The 15,819-nt window shown below is 48.9% G+C and carries 13 protein-coding genes; 11 read left to right on the forward strand and 2 right to left on the reverse strand.

All coding sequences use genetic code 11. The features are described 5' to 3' along the window. Positions 1-3: 3 nt before the first annotated feature. The 4 genes from HMPREF1705_RS06335 to HMPREF1705_RS06350 are packed head-to-tail and all read left to right on the forward strand — an operon-like array spanning position 4 to position 4,773. The gene (locus HMPREF1705_RS06335; RefSeq protein ID WP_040348586.1) at positions 4-810 is read left to right on the forward strand and encodes an LpxI family protein; all 807 of its coding nucleotides are present in this window, start codon (positions 4-6) and stop codon (positions 808-810) included. After that, the gene (lpxB, locus tag HMPREF1705_RS06340; RefSeq protein WP_009201638.1) at positions 807-1,910 is read left to right on the forward strand and encodes a lipid-A-disaccharide synthase; all 1,104 of its coding nucleotides are present in this window, start codon (positions 807-809) and stop codon (positions 1,908-1,910) included. The genes HMPREF1705_RS06335 and lpxB overlap by 4 nt, the downstream gene beginning before the upstream one ends. Next, complete coding sequence (locus HMPREF1705_RS06345; RefSeq protein ID WP_009201637.1) at positions 1,907-3,013, forward strand: glycosyltransferase family protein; 1,107 nt, start codon at positions 1,907-1,909, stop codon at positions 3,011-3,013. Before lpxB ends, HMPREF1705_RS06345 begins: the two co-directional genes overlap by 4 nt. Continuing rightward, positions 3,001-4,773 (forward strand): ABC transporter ATP-binding protein, encoded by a 1,773-nt coding sequence (locus tag HMPREF1705_RS06350; RefSeq protein WP_009201636.1) that lies wholly within the window; start codon positions 3,001-3,003, stop codon positions 4,771-4,773. Before HMPREF1705_RS06345 ends, HMPREF1705_RS06350 begins: the two co-directional genes overlap by 13 nt. Positions 4,774-4,780: 7 nt before the next feature. On the opposite strand, the gene HMPREF1705_RS06355 is transcribed toward HMPREF1705_RS06350, so the two are convergent. Beyond that, positions 4,781-6,379, reverse strand: coding sequence for a Na/Pi cotransporter family protein (locus HMPREF1705_RS06355; RefSeq protein ID WP_009201635.1), 1,599 nt, complete (start codon positions 6,377-6,379; stop codon positions 4,781-4,783). Positions 6,380-6,523: 144 nt separating this feature from the next. Between HMPREF1705_RS06355 and lpxK the strand changes: the two genes are divergently transcribed. From lpxK to HMPREF1705_RS06390, 7 genes are read left to right on the forward strand one after another with little or no spacing between them, the layout of a single operon-like run. After that, complete coding sequence (gene lpxK, locus HMPREF1705_RS06360) at positions 6,524-8,824, forward strand: tetraacyldisaccharide 4'-kinase (protein ID WP_040348205.1); 2,301 nt, start codon at positions 6,524-6,526, stop codon at positions 8,822-8,824. Further along, positions 8,817-9,569 (forward strand): 3-deoxy-manno-octulosonate cytidylyltransferase, encoded by a 753-nt coding sequence (gene kdsB, locus HMPREF1705_RS06365; protein WP_009201633.1) that lies wholly within the window; start codon positions 8,817-8,819, stop codon positions 9,567-9,569. The genes lpxK and kdsB overlap by 8 nt, the downstream gene beginning before the upstream one ends. Beyond that, positions 9,554-10,402, forward strand: a complete 849-nt coding sequence (gene kdsA / locus HMPREF1705_RS06370) for a 3-deoxy-8-phosphooctulonate synthase (protein ID WP_009201632.1) — start codon at positions 9,554-9,556, stop codon at positions 10,400-10,402. The genes kdsB and kdsA overlap by 16 nt, the downstream gene beginning before the upstream one ends. A 5-nt stretch (positions 10,403-10,407) precedes the next feature. Beyond that, positions 10,408-11,427 (forward strand): KpsF/GutQ family sugar-phosphate isomerase, encoded by a 1,020-nt coding sequence (locus HMPREF1705_RS06375; RefSeq protein ID WP_009201631.1) that lies wholly within the window; start codon positions 10,408-10,410, stop codon positions 11,425-11,427. A gap of 21 nt (positions 11,428-11,448) precedes the next feature. After that, on the forward strand, positions 11,449-12,684 hold the full coding sequence (locus tag HMPREF1705_RS06380) for a 3-deoxy-D-manno-octulosonic acid transferase (protein ID WP_242603555.1): 1,236 nt from the start codon (positions 11,449-11,451) through the stop codon (positions 12,682-12,684). A 22-nt stretch (positions 12,685-12,706) separates the two neighbouring features. Then, positions 12,707-13,870, forward strand: coding sequence for an iron-containing alcohol dehydrogenase family protein (locus tag HMPREF1705_RS06385; protein WP_111089575.1), 1,164 nt, complete (start codon positions 12,707-12,709; stop codon positions 13,868-13,870). Further along, complete coding sequence (locus HMPREF1705_RS06390) at positions 13,870-15,075, forward strand: DegT/DnrJ/EryC1/StrS family aminotransferase (RefSeq protein WP_009201628.1); 1,206 nt, start codon at positions 13,870-13,872, stop codon at positions 15,073-15,075. Before HMPREF1705_RS06385 ends, HMPREF1705_RS06390 begins: the two co-directional genes overlap by 1 nt. Before the next feature lie 59 nt (positions 15,076-15,134). Here HMPREF1705_RS06390 and rimI read toward each other — a convergent pair whose 3' ends face one another. Continuing rightward, positions 15,135-15,620, reverse strand: a complete 486-nt coding sequence (gene rimI / locus HMPREF1705_RS06395; protein WP_009201627.1) for a ribosomal protein S18-alanine N-acetyltransferase — start codon at positions 15,618-15,620, stop codon at positions 15,135-15,137. Positions 15,621-15,819 lie beyond the last annotated feature (199 nt).

Here is a 15,819-nt window from a genome sequence, read left to right on the forward strand (position 1 = left end):
ACGATGGACTGTAAAACTATAGCTCTTATAGCTGGAGACGGACAACTGCCATTGGAGATTGCCCGCCGCCTTACCTGCAAAGGCTGCCCCCCTGTCGTATATTCTTTTGGGGAACATGCGGGGCGTCTTTCCAAGTATGCCTTGGAGTTGGTGAGGTTATCGGGGTTAAGCCTCGGCTTTTTGTTCGACGATATGAGATCTAGGGGTATTAAAGAAATAATAATGGCCGGGGTCGTTCCCAAAACGCTGATGTACCATCAGGGGCTACAGGATTCGAAGCTAAGGCAGCTGCTTAAAAAATTGCATTCCAGAGACGATCACAATCTTTTGGCCAATATCGTCTCCGCCTTCGAGGTCAGCGGTTTTCTCGTCGTCGGGTATAGGGATCTCATATCTGACTGGTTGGCGACGGAAGGGCACATAGCAGGCAGATATGTTACGGAGGAGGAGTTGGATGACGTAAATTACGGCAGGAAAGTCGCAAAAGTGCTTCTTCCCCTGTCGTTCGGCCAAACCCTGGTGATCCACAAAAGAGCTGTTGTTGCCGTAGAGGCCATGGAAGGGACGGACGCCATGCTGCTTCGAGCCGGCAGTTTGACAAGGGGCGGAATAGTTCTTAAAATGATGCGTCCCGATCAGGACGAACGTTACGATTTGCCCACCGTGGGCATAAAAACCTTGCAGAACATGTCGAATGCAGGGCTCAAGTGTTTGGCAATCGAAGCGGACAGGACGATTATCATCGAACCCGATGAGTTCAAACGTTACGCAGAAAGCTTCGATATCGCGGTTTTGGGGGTTAGGCATTGAGTCTTTTTTTAAGTTGCGGCGAAGCCTCCGGAGACCATTATGCCGGGAGGCTTATAGAGGCCGTTAAAAGCAAAGTTGCCCCTGTCTGGGGTATGTTTGGCCCCGAAGGAACGATGGCTGGAGGCCATGCCCTGTGGGGTCTGGAGGAACTCCAGGTAATGGGCATCTCGGAAGCCTTTAAGGAGATTCCTAGGCTCATGCGTTTAAAAAACGCAATGGTCGATAGGGTCTTGAGTGAAATGCCTTCATGCGTGGTAGTTATAGATAGCCCTGATTATCATATCCCCCTGATTAAGGCCTTGAGGAAGAGGGGGTACGCTAAGCCCGTATTTTATGTCTCGCCTCCCACTGCCTGGGCCTGGCGAAGGGGCAGAGCCTCTGCGTTGAGGGATTTAAAGGTCATTTGTCTTCCCCTCTTCGAGATGGAACACCTTTTTTATAAACAAAGGGGCGTGGAAAGTCATTGGACAGGCCATCCCCTCCTCGACGACCTGTCGGGCTACGTTCCAGAGGAAAGGGTGTTGAAAAATACTGACGCTTCGCCCATAGCGGCACTTTTGCCGGGAAGCAGGTCAAGCGAAACGAGGCGTCTTGCTCCTGTTTTAAAGGATGCCGGTTTAATGCTTCAAGAGACGGGATATCATCCGGTGATTTCCATAGCGAAAAACCTATCCGCTAGAGACAGGGAAATGATAAAAAGCATATGCCATCCCCTGACTTTCTTTGAGGGCAAAGGGGTGGATTTAATTTTCCAATCCCAACTTGTTGTCGGAGCTTGCGGCACTGCTGCGGTAGAAGCGATGATGTTCGATAAGTTCATGGTGGTCCTATATAAGGCGTCGCTTTTGAGTTATATAGTTTTTAAGGTCATGGTTAAGACAAAGTGGGTATCCATGCCAAACGTTTTGCTCCGGCGGGAGGTATATCCGGAATTGTTGCAGGGCAAAGCAAATGTAGGTGCGATAAAAAGGGCGATATGCATGTACCTGGAAAATTCCGCAAAAATACATAAGGATTTGCTAGAAGCGAAAAATAAAATGGGAAGAAGGGGAGCTTATCGGCTCTGGGCCGATGTCATTCTCGAAAGGGTAGGAAGATGAAGTACGTATATATACTCAGCAACGGACCTGGAGAGCTGTGGGATTGGGCCAGACCTGTGGCATATGAATTGGTAAAAAACGAAATTAAGCCCCTTCTTTGGTTGTTGCCCTGTCAGTACGCTTCGGGTATGGAGCGCGCTTGCGCCGAGTTAATTCCCTTTCATGACGTTATAGGTCCCTACAATTGGGCGAAGACCTTTGCCGAGATGAGGAAGGCGAAGGACGTGGGCCTGGTAATGCAGTTAGGCGGTGACCTAATATTTGGAAGGTTTTTGTCTAAGACCTCAGGGGCCAAGCTTTTTTGTTATACCTACGGTAAGAAAAGAGGTTTGCCAAAATGTTCTAAGGTGTTCACCGCCTACGAGGTAATGGCAAGGAGCATCAAGGGCGATGGAGTATGCCCCCATGTCATCGGAGACTTGGTCGCCGATTCTTTGAAGTTAAATTCCGTGCCGTTTGGCGGGGATGAATTGTCGCCCAAGGGATCGTCATCCTCAAGAAGGGTGGCCTTTTTCCCCGGAAGCAGATTCTCCATAAGAAGGAAAGCGTTGCCTTTCCTGCATGAGGTTTACTTGTACCTTAAGTCCGTCATGGACGTGGAAGTAGTGACGTTGCTTTCGCCCTTTTCATTGAACGATGAAGTGTATGCTTGGAAGGAAGCGGGGTTAAACCCAAGAAGACAGCCCGCATCTACAGTATTGAAAGGCGTAGATTTGGCATTGACGCAACCGGGCACTAATACTCTGGAGCTTCTTTATTTGAAAGTCCCCACATTGGTGGCCGTTCCGTACGCATTTTTGAGCGATATACCCTTTAGCGGTTTTAAGGGGGCACTGCTTCGCTTGCCTTGGATCAAAGGCAGGGTTTTTGATCTTTTATCGAGAAAGAGAGGCATGCTTTCCTGGCCCAACAAGATACTGGGAAGAGAATTAATGCCCGAGCTGGTCGGAGATTTTACGCCAAAGCAGATTGCAGAGGCCATGGCTCGTTTTTTAAAGGACGACACCTGGCTTAAAGAAACTTCTGCATATATGGACAGATTTTCGCCCGCGAAGGGGGCTTCTAAAAAAATGGTCGAGGAGATAAAACAATGTCTCGTTTGAAGGATAAATTTTTGAACGTTGCTTCTGGAAATACCTATATGCGCTTGGTGCGATACTTAAGGCCATACCTTGGGAGACTGTTTGCTGCCATAGCGTGCATGACCTTATCTTCCGTTATGGCTGTGCTGCCTCCTTGGCTGTTGAAGAACATCGTCGATGACGTCTTGATACAAAAAGACCTCTTTATGCTAAACTTTCTTGCCTTGGGGATAGTATTAATCTACCTTTGCAAGGCAGTCTTTTCTTACGGGCAGACCTATCTGATGAACTGGGTAGGGCAGAAGGTGATAATGGATATTAGGGTCCAACTTTACGACCACATGCAGAAGATGTCCTTTCGCTATCTCTACAAGTCGCGGATCGGCGATTTGATTTCCAGGATTACCAATGACGTTATGATACTCCAAAATTTGGTAACTAACGTTATTATCGATTTGGTCGTTCAGAGCATAACCTTCGTTGCCGTGATAATATTTTTACTCATTTTGAATTGGCGACTTGCAGTGATTACCTTTGTAGTCCTGCCCATCACGGCCTATGTTTTAAACGTGGCCTCGAAGAAGTTGCGCCTGGTAGGTTACGAGATACAGGAAGAGCTGGGTAGAGTGGTTGCCATAGCCCAGGAAGCGCTCTCTGCGATAAGGATAGTCAGATCCTTCGCCACTGAAGACGAGGAGCTGGATAAGTTTAAGGGGCAAAATAAATCGAACTTCAGGGCGCTCATGCATGGCATGCAAATACATGCCTTTTTGGAAGGAGCTGTCGAGGTCATATTGATAGGAGCCCTTGCCCTGATTTTATGGATCGGCGGAAGGGACGTAGTGGCGGGAAGGGCCACGCCGGGTGAGCTGATTGCCTTCATCGGTTATCTTGGCCTGTTAGTGCAGCCCGTCAGAGTGTTGAGCAAAGTGGTCTCGGGAGTGCAGAGGGGTCTGGCGGCCGCCGACAGGATATTTGAAGTCCTAAATGTTTCGACGGAGGTACGCCCCCCCAGGTCGCCTATCGTATTAAAGGATGTCAAGGGCATGATCGATTTTGAGGATATCTATTTTGCCTACGAGGATAAAAATTGGATTTTAAGGGGCATAAATCTTCACATCTGCCCGGGGGAGAAAGTGGCGATCGTGGGTCATACGGGGGCCGGGAAGTCCACCTTGGTCGACCTGATACCCAGGTTTTACGATCCAAATCAGGGATGCGTCAGGATAGATGGTCATGATGTAAGACAGCTTGATTTGAAGACCCTTAGAAGGCACATTGGAATAGTACCGCAAGATCCCGTTCTACTTAAAGGTTCCATAGCCTACAACATTGCTTACGGATGCCCCTGGGCCTCCCGCGAAGACATCGTGGAGGCGGCGGACAGGGCAGGTATACTCGACTTCGTCAAGAGCTTGCCAAGGGGCTTCGATACCGAGGTTGGAGAGCGGGGGGTCACTTTAAGTGGCGGGCAACGTCAGCGCATCGCTATTGCGAGGGCCATCGTGAGAAATCCCAGAATACTCATAATGGATGAAGCGACATCTTCTTTGGATGCCGCTATGGAACAGCATATTCATGAATCCATGCAAAGGGCTATGGAGGGGAGGACTTCTCTGATCATTGCACACAGGCTCTCTACGGTCAGAAACGCAGATCGCATCATAGTGTTGGAGAAAGGCGAAATCGTCGAAGAAGGCGACCACGGTACCCTGCTCAAACGGGAAGGAGTGTACGCAAATCTCTACTCTCTCCAAATGGGTGAAAAATCCAGAGCTTAATTGATCCTCAGGAAGCCATTATTTCTCCTGCAATGTTAACCGCATGGTCTCCTATTCTCTCCAGGTGGCTTAGCATGTCAAGAAATACGACGCCCGAGGCGGGATAGCATATTCCTTGGTTTAATCTCTTTATGTGTCTTGCTCGGAGCGTTCGTTCCAAATCATCGAGTATGTCGTCCATGGCAATGATGCTGGCTGCCTTTTGTTTGTCGTCCTTCTCGAGGGCTTCGACCACTGTTTTCACGGATTCGACAGCTTTGTTCATCATCTCGTCCAGCTCTTCTACCGCCTGTTGCGAAAAGGGGAGGTTGTGTTTCTCGCGATAGTCGGCGAGCTCTGCTATGGCTGTGGCGTGATCGCCGATCCGTTCCAGGTCGGCGGATATGCTTATTGCAGAAGTTAGAATTTTTGCTTGCGCACTGTTAACATCCTGTTGAAATATCTTCGCGACGTAGTAACTTATGGCCTCTTCGATCTCATCGATTACCTCCTCGATGTTGTTGAAGCGCTTTCTATCTGCTTTGGGATCTCCTCTAAATATGGCGATGGCCGTTTCCAGGTTATCGAGGCACAGGTTTGCCATTCTCGCGACTTCTTTTTGGGTCTGTACGACAGCCATGAAGGGAACGGAGACCAGCTTCGCATCCAGGTATTTTGGCCCGTGCTCTATAGTCATCTCCGATCCCTTGATGAGCTTGCATACTAAGTTGATAAATCGAGGGGCAAAGGGGAGCAATACAAGAGTGGTCGTAACGTTAAATATGGTGTGAGCGTTGGCTATTTGCCTTGCAGCATCGAACCCGGAGCGCGCAACCGCACTTTCCAGAGGCTTCAGAAAGGGCAGGAAAATCAGCACCCCAATGACGTTGAAGAGCAGGTGGGCGTAGGCCGTCCTTCTTGCGGCTAAGGAAGTATTGATGGATGCCAGCAGGGCAGTTGAAGTAGTGCCGATGTTGGCGCCAAGTACCATGGGCAGTGCAGCGCTTATGTCTACGACGTTTCTTGCGGCCAATGCTACCAAAAGGCCGGTCATCGCAGAGGAAGACTGTAATAGTGTTGTCAAAGCCGCTCCGGCAATTATGCCGATTAGGGGGTGAGTTTGTCCGATGCACAGAAAATTGACGAAGGGCGCGTAGGACTGGAGGGACGACATGGCATCGCCGGCGATGGAGAGGCCCAAAAATAATAGGCCGAATCCGAGAAAACAATCGGCCCATCCTTCTTTTATGCTCTTTCTCTTTCCCAAAAGCATCAGAGCCATTCCAAGAGCTATTGCAGGCAGGGCAGTTCTTTCGAGCTTAAAGGCTACCATTTGTGCTGTTACGGTGGTACCTATGTTGGCGCCCATTATAACTCCAATCGCCTGTTCGAGCCTCATTATTCCTGCGTTTACAAAACTTACACACATGACCGAAGTGGCGCTGGAGGATTGAATTATAGCGGTAACTATTATACCTACGATCACGCCCGAGAATCGATTCGATGTAAGCTTCTCGAGAAACCTCCTCAAGCGATCCCCCGCTATCTTTTGCAGTCCTTCCCCCATTTTTGACATTCCGTATAAAAACAGAGCTATACCGCCTAAAGCAACAAGTGCCGTTTCCAAATCAAAATCCCCCGCTTTTGAGATTTTGTTCCCTTATGTTATAGCATAATTTTGGCCTCTTGGGTGATATAATGAACGATACCTTCCGCGTTTGGCCGAGGGTTTCATGAAAAGAAAAATTTCCTATTGCACATGGTGATTAAAATGAAAGGATTTCTCAATAAATATTTGGAGTATACGAGGGGGAGGGCCAAAAACTTCCTCTTCGGCCTTATTTTTACCCCCTTGGGATACATATACAGCCTTGGGGTGGTCTTTCGCAATTTCTCCTTTGATCATGGATTCAGAAGCTCACATGAGCCCCCCCTGCCGGTTATAAGCGTCGGTAATATAACTATGGGAGGTACCAATAAGACCCCCTTCGTGGAGATGCTTGCAAGAAAATTCATGGGATTGGGGTTACGTCCAGGGATCATTACCAGAGGTTATGGCGGAAAACAAAAAGGCAAAGCTCCTGTCCTCATAATGAACGGCAAAGGGGATCGTAACGAAGTGGGCGACGAATCCCTGCTTCTTTCTTCCAGGTTGCCCGGCGTTCCCGTGTCAGTTTCGTTGGACAGGCTTGCCGCCCTGGAAAAGCTGTCATCTGAGGGTAACGTCGACATAGTTATATCCGACGATACCTTTCAACACAGGCGAATGGTACGAGATGCGGACGTTGTTTTAGTCGATGCAACCTGTCCTTTTGGCAACGGGAAGCTCTTTCCTGCCGGTATTTTGAGGGAATCGCCGGAAAACCTAAAAAGAGCCCACATTTTAGTAATAACTAAGGCCGATCAGGTTAAGGCTGAAAAGCTGGATGCCTTGATAGAAGAGGTACGTAAATATGTCCCGGACAAGCCGATTTTTACATCTAGACTGGCACTTGAAAAGTGGAAACGATGGGATGGAAGCAGGCTGATCGATGCAGAACCCTTGACTTCAGGGACTCCTGTAGTAATATTTTCTGCCATCGGAAACCCGCCAAGCTTTCGCAGCTTTGTCGAAAAGATGGGGTTGGATGTCAGGGGAGAATTGCGTTTCAGAGATCATCACCTATACTCCGGGAAAGATCTAATCGACATAAAGAACTATTGTGGCGCTTTGGGAGCTAAAGCTGCCATATGCACCGAAAAGGACGTCTATAACCTTCCAGGAGGTTTTGATATGGGCTTTCCGATCCTCATTCCAAGCGTGGTGACTGCCATGGGCGAGGAGAGAAGTTTCTTTGAAAGCCTTGTCGAGACGTTAAGACCTAAGATAGTGGTATCTTCTAACGGACATGGCGAAGATTCCATGGCCTGCATGTTGATCGAGCGGATCAAAAAGGACCTGCCTGAAGCGAAAATATATGCTTTTCCTCTGGTAGGCAAAGGCAAGCCTTTTCAGGATTCCGGCATAGAGATCTATCCCCCACCGCTTGATACTCCAAGCGGTGGGGTCATCAAATACAGCTTCCTCGAGCTCTTGAGGGACATAAGAGCAGGATTGCTCGGCCACGTCAAAAGACAGCTGGATGCCTGGGGCAGGCTGAGGGGAAAGATCAGGACCCCCCTCTGCGTTGGTGATGTATATCTTTTACTGCACGCTTTGTATGGCCAGGGAATTCCGCCCATGCTTTTGGCGACGGCCAAGACCGTCTATTTAAGAGGTCATTTCTTTATAGAGAAGTTGATCTTAAAAAAGAAGTCCAGGATAGTTTGGACGAGGGACGAGCATACGGCCCGCGAACTGAAAAAAAGCTCCGTCAATGCCGTTTACTCGGGAAATCCAATAATGGATCTGGCAAGTGATAATAATAATTGGACCTTGGAAGATCCTTGGCCTAAGGCCGAGGGATACCGGGTGCTTCTTTTGCCCGGAAGCAGACAGAACGCCTATAGAGATGTAAGGTTGTTATTAAATGCTGCAGAGTTGATAAGGGAACAAGTAAGAGCAAATTTTTTAATGGTTATAGCTCCAAGCATCGAGTGGGACAGGATGGCGTCGAGTCTTGACGGTTATTCATTGGAAAATGGATTTGTAAAAAAGGGGGAAATGGAAGTCCTCGTATCCTTTTGTCCCGTTCCGGCTGCTGCCAGAAGAGCTGACATACTGCTCGGTTTGGGTGGCACGGCCAATCAGGTGTGTGCGGGATTGGGCGTTCCCGTCGTTTCCGTCGATGACAAGGGGAAAAGGGTCCAAAAAAGGCTCTTGGGAGAGGCGGAAGTCCTCCTTAAAAGGGACCCCAAAACCCTTGCCTACGAAACAATATCGATTCTTAGGGATAGCGAAAGATACGAAGCTATGTCTTCGGCAGGAAAGTTGAGAATGGGCAAACCGGGTGCGATAGAGGAAATATCGAGATACGTCCTATTCGAGCTAGGATGGAAACATAGGCATGACCTATACTGCGCCCTGCGAAGCAGATTTCACGGTTATCACGAAACGCTAGAAAAGAAGGAGGTTAAATCAGGCGTTGAATAAAGATGTTTTAGCGGTAGTTCCAGCAAGATACGGAAGCACTCGATTGTCATGCAAGCCCCTCGTAAATATTTGCGGCAAACCTTTACTTTTCTGGGTGTTAAAGGGACTGTCGGCATGTAATGTAGACGAGATAGTAGTTGCTACAGATCATAAGGAGATTGCCGATTACGCCATAGAAGAAGGCTATGAGGCGGTGATGACCCCCTCGGATCTGCCCTCAGGAAGCAACAGGACAGCCTGTGTTGCGAGAGAAAGAGATGCCGATATAGTTTTAAATGTGCAAGTAGATGACCCTATGGTAGGTCCTGATATGATCGACCCCTTGATAGCGGTACTCGGTAAATGGGAAGAAATAGATGTTGCCCTTCTAGTGAAACGGATTGAGAAGGAAGAGGAAATTCCAAACCCCAATATCGTCAAGGTGGTATTCGACCAAAGGTGGCGTGCCCTTTACTTTAGTAGATCTCCCATTCCTTACGAGAGGAACAAGGGAGCGACGTATTATAAACATATTGGCCCTTATTGTTACAGGAAAAGTTTTCTGCTTGAATTCGATTCGTGGCCCCAGACTCCCCTGGAGAGGGTCGAGAGTTTGGAGATGTTGCGCATTTTGGAGAGGGGCTACGATATTTTGTGCCTTGAGACCGAAAGAGACACCATAGAGATAGATACACCCGATGATGTTTCAGCCTTCGAGAGATATTTAAGAGAACATGGAGATGATTTGCCTTGGTTAAGAAAATAACAATTGACGGCATGACAATAGGGGAGGGGCGGTTTGTTTTGGTTGCCGGCCCTTGCGTGCTGGAGAGCTTGGAGCTGGCTCTTGAAGTCGCCTGCGAAGTGAAGAAAATATGTGACGGTTTGGGCCTGGGTTATATATTCAAATCTTCTTTCGATAAGGCGAATCGCACTTCTATATATTCCTTTCGCGGTCCCGGGCTGGAGGTGGGTCTGCGGTGGTTGGAAGAGGTCAAAACTAAAGTGGGGGTTCCCGTCCTCACCGACATTCACGAGCCTAAGCAGGCCGATCTGGTTTCAAGCGTCGTTGACATCATTCAGATCCCCGCCTTTCTCTGCAGGCAGACCGACCTGATAATGTCGGCTGCCAAAACGGGCAAACCCCTGAACATCAAAAAGGCACAATTTTTGAGCCCCTATGATATGCGTTTTGTTCTGGAAAAGGCGAAGGAATCGGGCAACGATCAGGTTATTTTGTGCGAAAGAGGCACCACCTTCGGATATAAGCAGCTGGTAGTGGATTTTCGTTCTCTCTCCATAATGCGTTCTTTCGGTTGCCCCGTGATGTTCGATGCTACCCACAGCGTTCAGATGCCAGGCGGTCAGGGAGCCTCCAGCGGCGGGAAGAGACAGTTCGTCTTGCCTCTTTCGCGTGCCGCGGTATCGGTGGGCATAGATGCTCTTTTCATGGAGGTCCATCCCGACCCCGACAACGCTAAAAGCGATGGCCCGAACATGGTGGCTCTTTCGAATTTGAGGGGGCTTCTCGAGGAATTGATTGCCCTTGATGACTTGGTCAAAAACAAGCTGGGTTGTGTCGAGATCGAGGAGGCGTAACCGATATGGAAAAGGCGATATATAAAGACAACAGAGAGCTTACCTTGTCTCGAGAGGACGAAGAGTTGCTCGAGGTCGGCAGAAGGGTATTAAAGCAGGAAGCGAAGGAATTGGCCAATGCGTCATCGCGTCTCGGGAGGGAAATCATAGAGGCGGCGAAGTTGATATTTGATTGCAAGGGTCGCGTTGTGGTATGCGGCCTGGGAAAGTCGGGCATCATAGCCAAAAAGATTGCCGCCACCTTTGCATCTTTAGGTACGCCCTCTATCTTCCTTCATGCCACGGAAGGGGTGCACGGAGATCTGGGAATGGTATGCCGCGGCGATGTGGGGATTTTTTTGAGCAACAGCGGGCAAACCAACGAGGTGCTGGAAGTGGTTCCCTATTTTAAGCGATTCGGTATTCCCATAATAGCGATAACCGGCAACGTTTCATCTAGGCTGGGAAAAGAGGCGGATCTCGTTATTGATGCGAGTGTGGAAAGGGAGGCCGATCCCCTGGGATTGGCTCCTACCAGCAGCGCCGTGGTTCAGCTTGCCATTGGAGATGCTCTTGCAGTTATGGTCGCGGACTTGAGAAAGCTGAAAAGAGAGGATTTTGCGCTTTTTCATCCGGGAGGTTCCCTGGGAAAAAAACTCCTTTTAAAGGTAAGAGATGTCATGGGCAGTGAGGATAAGCTTCCCTCAGTATCCCATAGGGCCACGGTGAGAGAGGCTCTCTTCGAGATAACAAGCAAAGGATATGGGGCTACGGTTGTCGTGGACGACGAGGGCAAGCTGAAGGGGATATTTACAGATGGCGACCTGCGCAGATTAATAGAGGATCGAGGAGAGGTTGGCGTCCTTTCTCTTCCCATTGCAGAGGTGATGACGAAAAATCCTAAGACCATAGACGCTGACGAGCTTGCCGCCAAAGGCGTCCTTCTAATGGAAAAACATGAAGTTAGCGTCTTGGTAGTGGAAAAAGATGGATTGCCCATAGGCATGGTGCATCTACACGATATGCTCAAGGCGGGGGTGGCCTAACTGAACCTGAAGTCCTATTCTTTGTTGATCAGCCTTGCCTATCTGGGGCTTTTCCCCTATTTGAGAATACGTTATAGAGAGGGGTTTCATCAGAGAATAGGCAAGCTTGCAAAAGGGCAATTTAATAATACAAAGGACAGCCCAATTTGGGTTCACGGCGTTTCCGTAGGGGAAGTTCAGGCCGCCTTCCCTCTCATATATGAGGCCCGAAAAGGCGGCTGCTCATTTCCCATATTCTTATCAACCGTTACTTGTACGGGAAAAAAGATGGCCGAAAAGCTGCTTTCGGAGCTCGTAGACGGGCATTTTTATTTCCCCTGGGATGTGCCTTGGATTATAAGGCGTTTTCTCGATGAACTCACTCCCAGGATTTATGTGGGGCTGGAGACGGAGATATGGCCCTGTCTGCTTCATGAGTTAAAAAAAAGGGAGATACCCTCTTTTTTGGTAAACGGCAGGTTTTCGGAGCGGTCCTTCAAGAAGGCCTGCAGATCCCGCGAGTTTTGGAAAGAGACCCTCGAGTGTTTTTCCAGGATATTGGTCCGTTCCTCCGATGACGCCGATAAACTCTACTATTTGGGTGTTAGTCCGGATAAAATAAAGATCATCGGCGATGTTAAAATTGATGCCTTGCTTTTGAGGCGTGATAGGGTCGACTCCGGTGCTTTAAGGGATAAATTGCATATAAGTGAGGAAGAACAATGTCTGATAGCCGGTAGCACCCATAATGGGGAAGAAGCCGTTGTCCTCGAGGCTTTTGATTTGGTGAAGAAACAATTTCCAAAAGCCAAGCTGATATTGGTGCCCAGGCACCCTGAGAGAGCTCGTGACGTGTGCGCTTTGATCGGCGAAAAATTCGGAGTATCATTATATTCCGAATTGAAGGAAAGATGGGACATTTTGGTGATCGACGAAGTCGGTCTTTTGTTCGAGCTCTATTCTTTGGCCGATGCGGCCTTCGTCGGCGGGAGTTTGGTTCCTAAAGGAGGTCAAAACGTGCTCGAGCCGGCCTGTTTTGGTGTGCCCATAGCCTTTGGCCCCCACATGGAGGATTTTTCGATGCACGCCTCTGAGCTCGGCAAGATCGGTATTGCTCAAGTGGTGGAAGACAGCACAAGTTTGGCTCGCTTATGGCTGAGTTCCCTGAAAATGAAGATCGAAAGCAGGAAAAGAGCCGTTGAATATGCGGAGAGCTTGGGCGGAGCAGCCGGACTTGCCGTAAGAGAGATACTGGATTGTTTGAAAGGTAGAATTTAACGCATTAACAGGAGGGGTTGCTTTGTCTTTTGAGATGTTCGTTCCGGGAAAGGCGTTTTTTGGAATCGGCAGTGTTTCTAAGGTAGGGGATTTGATGGGGGATGGCATGAAAAAGGCCATTATAGTCACGGATAAGAATTTGGCGAAGCACGGTACGGCGAAAAAGGTCGAGCAAATTCTCACAGCTAGGGGGGTAGATACGGTAATTTTCGATTCGGTGGAACCTGAGCCGTCTGTCGAAACTACCGACGAAGCTGCTTCCTTGGCCAAAAAATTTGGCGCCCAGGCTGTGGTGGGTTTGGGGGGAGGAAGCTGTTTGGACGTGGCAAAGGCCGTAAGCGTCCTTTTAACGAATGAGGGGTCGGCTGCCAATTACCAGGGCTTGGGACTTGTCAAAAAGCCCGGTGTTTTAAAGGTAATGATACCTACCACGGCCGGTACCGGTTCGGAAGTGACTTTCACCGCCGTTTTGATCAGAAGAAGCGATGGTTTCAAAGGCGGCATCAACGACGAAAAATTGTTTGCCGATTACGCTATATTGGACCCCGAGCTCACGGTGACGGTACCTCCAAAAGTTACAGCCTCCTCTGGGATGGACGCCCTCATACATGCTTTGGAAGCCTATACCAGCAGGTATGCAACTTGGTTCAGCGACATGTTCGCCGAAGAAGCCCTAAGAAGAATAGGAAAATGGATCAGGGTGGCCACCTGGAATGGCAGAAACCTGGAGGCTAGAAGCCAGATGCAATACGCAGCCTATATGGCGGGATTGGCCTTAGTTCATGCGGGGGTGGGGGCCTGCCATTCCCTTTCGTATCCCTTGGGGGGGATGTTTGGAGTCGGGCATGGAGTGGCAAACGCCCTGTTAATCCCCCATGTGGTACGGGCCAATGCCTTATGCTGTCCCGAGCGTTACACTGACGTTCTGAGATGGTTGGGATATATTGACGAAGAAGCCAAAATTAATCCAAGAGATGGTGCCTTGCTTTGTGCGGAGGCCCTGGAGGAACTGCTCGAGGATTTAGAGCTGCCTACAACTTTAGAGTCTCTCGGCGTGGGCATCACAGAAAAACATTTTCCTGAGATGGCAGAAAAAGCTTTAGCAGTCAGCAGGCCAATGGAGAATAATCCAAGAGTTTTCGACAAGGATCTTTGTATCAAAATTTATGAGGAGGCGATGAAGTAATGCCGGGTTTTGAGCTGTTCGATCAGAAGGAAATAGACGCTCTGGCTGACGTAATTAAAAGAAAAGTGGTCCATAGGTATTCCTTTCAAGGTGTCAGAGAAGGGATTTACAGGGTGGCCGAATTTGAGGATGCCTTTGCTAAACGCGTTGGAGCTAAATACGCTTTGGGAGTAAGTAGCGGTTCAGCAGCTTTATACGTGGGGCTTAAGGCATTGGGGATAGGGCCGGGTGATGAAATAATAACCAGTGCCTTTACGTTCATAGCCAGCATCGAAGCCATTTTGGAGTGCGGCGCCGTCCCTGTTTTGGGCGATATAGATGAGAGCCTGAACTTGGATCCCACATCCGTGGAAAGCCTGATCACCGATAGGACTAAGGCCATAATGCCCGTACACATGTTCGGTGCTGCTGCCGATATGGATGCCTTCAGGGAAATTTGCGATCTTCACGGTCTTTACCTGATAGAAGATGCCTGTCAGGCAGTGGGGGCTACGTATAAAGGAAAAGCCTGCGGAGGTTTGGGGATGTGGGGTGCATTCAGCTTTGATCCCTATAAGGTGATTACCGTAGGCGAAGGCGGAATGATCTTCACCGACGACGAAGAGCTTTACAAGAAGATGGAGTATTATCATGACCATGGCCACATTCATAATGCAAGCATAGAAAGGGGAGCCGAGGGGAAGGCCTGTCTCGGGTTCAACTTCAGGATGAGCGAGCTCCAGGGGGCCTTGGGATTGGTTCAGCTTTCGAAGCTCGATCTCGCCATCGAATCCCAGAAAAAGAATAAGAGAAAGATATTGGAAGCCATTGGCGACGTCGAAGGGGTTTCTTTGCGGGATCTTCCCGATCGTGACGGCGAGATCGCTTCCCATCTGGTGCTGATTTTGCCCGACGGCGATGCTGCTAAGCGGTTCAAAAAAGCCTGCATTGATGCAGGAGCGGGCTGTTCTATTTTGTCCGACAACACATGGCATTACGCCAAACATTGGGTTACTCTCAGAGAGGGCAAATATTATTCCAGGACGCGATGTCCTTTCGATTGTCCCTATGCCGAGGACATGCCTCTGTATCGTCCTATCGAGTGGACTCAAACCGACGAAATTTTGACTCGGTCGGTTATGTTCCCCATCGATGTTGTCGTGGACGATGCCAGGATCGAAAGGCTTGTATCGGCCATTAACGCAGGAATAAAGGCGGCACTATAGGATTTTCTGTGGTTTGCTTAGGCGATCCGACCGTAAAAGGTCGGATCGCCTTTTCGCATTTATGCATCGACACTTTCTTCTGCTTTGACTCCTGGAAACGGAAGAGGTGAAGTCATTAGATAGGCATCCTCTCCGTCTTCGTAATAACGGGAGAGGACGCGCAATTTCTTGAATCCAAATTGCTCGTAAAGCGTTATGGCCGGACGGTTGGTAACCCTTACCTCCAGAAGTACCTTTCTGCAGGCAAGCTCTAACCCTACTTCGCCCATGGCAAGTAGTAGCTGAGAGGCCACCTTGTGGCGCCTGAACTCGGGGAGGACTGCCAGGTTCATTATTTTGAGAGCCCTCCCCTCCTGGCGGCATACGCCAAAACCGCACAGTTTTCCCCTCCATCGTGCCCCAAGGTAAAAGATGCTACTGCTTCTATATTTCAAATCGGTTTCGAAGACATCGTAGGGCCAGGGGTTGATGTGTGCCTCCTTTTCTATCGAATAAATATCGTTCAAATCATGAAAATCGCAAAACTCAATATCGACTAACAACATCTCAGAAGGACTCCAATCGTTATTCTCGAAGTTTACCTCTGTTTTTAATTATAAGCGAATTGGCAAACCTTTAAATATTACGATAGATTGTCGAAGGGGTGGAGAATAGATGACCTTGCTTATATAATCTAGGTGTAGAATATATAAAAATTTATAATTGACGCCTTCGCTACCTTTCAGCGAGTTGGCAAGAGGTGTT

The organism is Acetomicrobium hydrogeniformans ATCC BAA-1850 (assembly GCF_000160455.2).
GTDB classification, from domain to species: domain Bacteria; phylum Synergistota; class Synergistia; order Synergistales; family Acetomicrobiaceae; genus Acetomicrobium; species Acetomicrobium thermoterrenum.

Coding starts and splice junctions, on each gene's coding strand:
- rimI (WP_009201627.1), bottom strand. CDS start 15,620: ATGTTGTTAGTCGATATTGAGTTTTGCGATTTTCATGATTTGAACGAT.
- HMPREF1705_RS06345 (WP_009201637.1), top strand. CDS start 1,907: ATGAAGTACGTATATATACTCAGCAACGGACCTGGAGAGCTGTGGGAT.
- HMPREF1705_RS06390 (WP_009201628.1), top strand. CDS start 13,870: ATGCCGGGTTTTGAGCTGTTCGATCAGAAGGAAATAGACGCTCTGGCT.
- lpxK (WP_040348205.1), top strand. CDS start 6,524: ATGAAAGGATTTCTCAATAAATATTTGGAGTATACGAGGGGGAGGGCC.
- HMPREF1705_RS06350 (WP_009201636.1), top strand. CDS start 3,001: ATGTCTCGTTTGAAGGATAAATTTTTGAACGTTGCTTCTGGAAATACC.
- HMPREF1705_RS06375 (WP_009201631.1), top strand. CDS start 10,408: ATGGAAAAGGCGATATATAAAGACAACAGAGAGCTTACCTTGTCTCGA.
- HMPREF1705_RS06335 (WP_040348586.1), top strand. CDS start 4: ATGGACTGTAAAACTATAGCTCTTATAGCTGGAGACGGACAACTGCCA.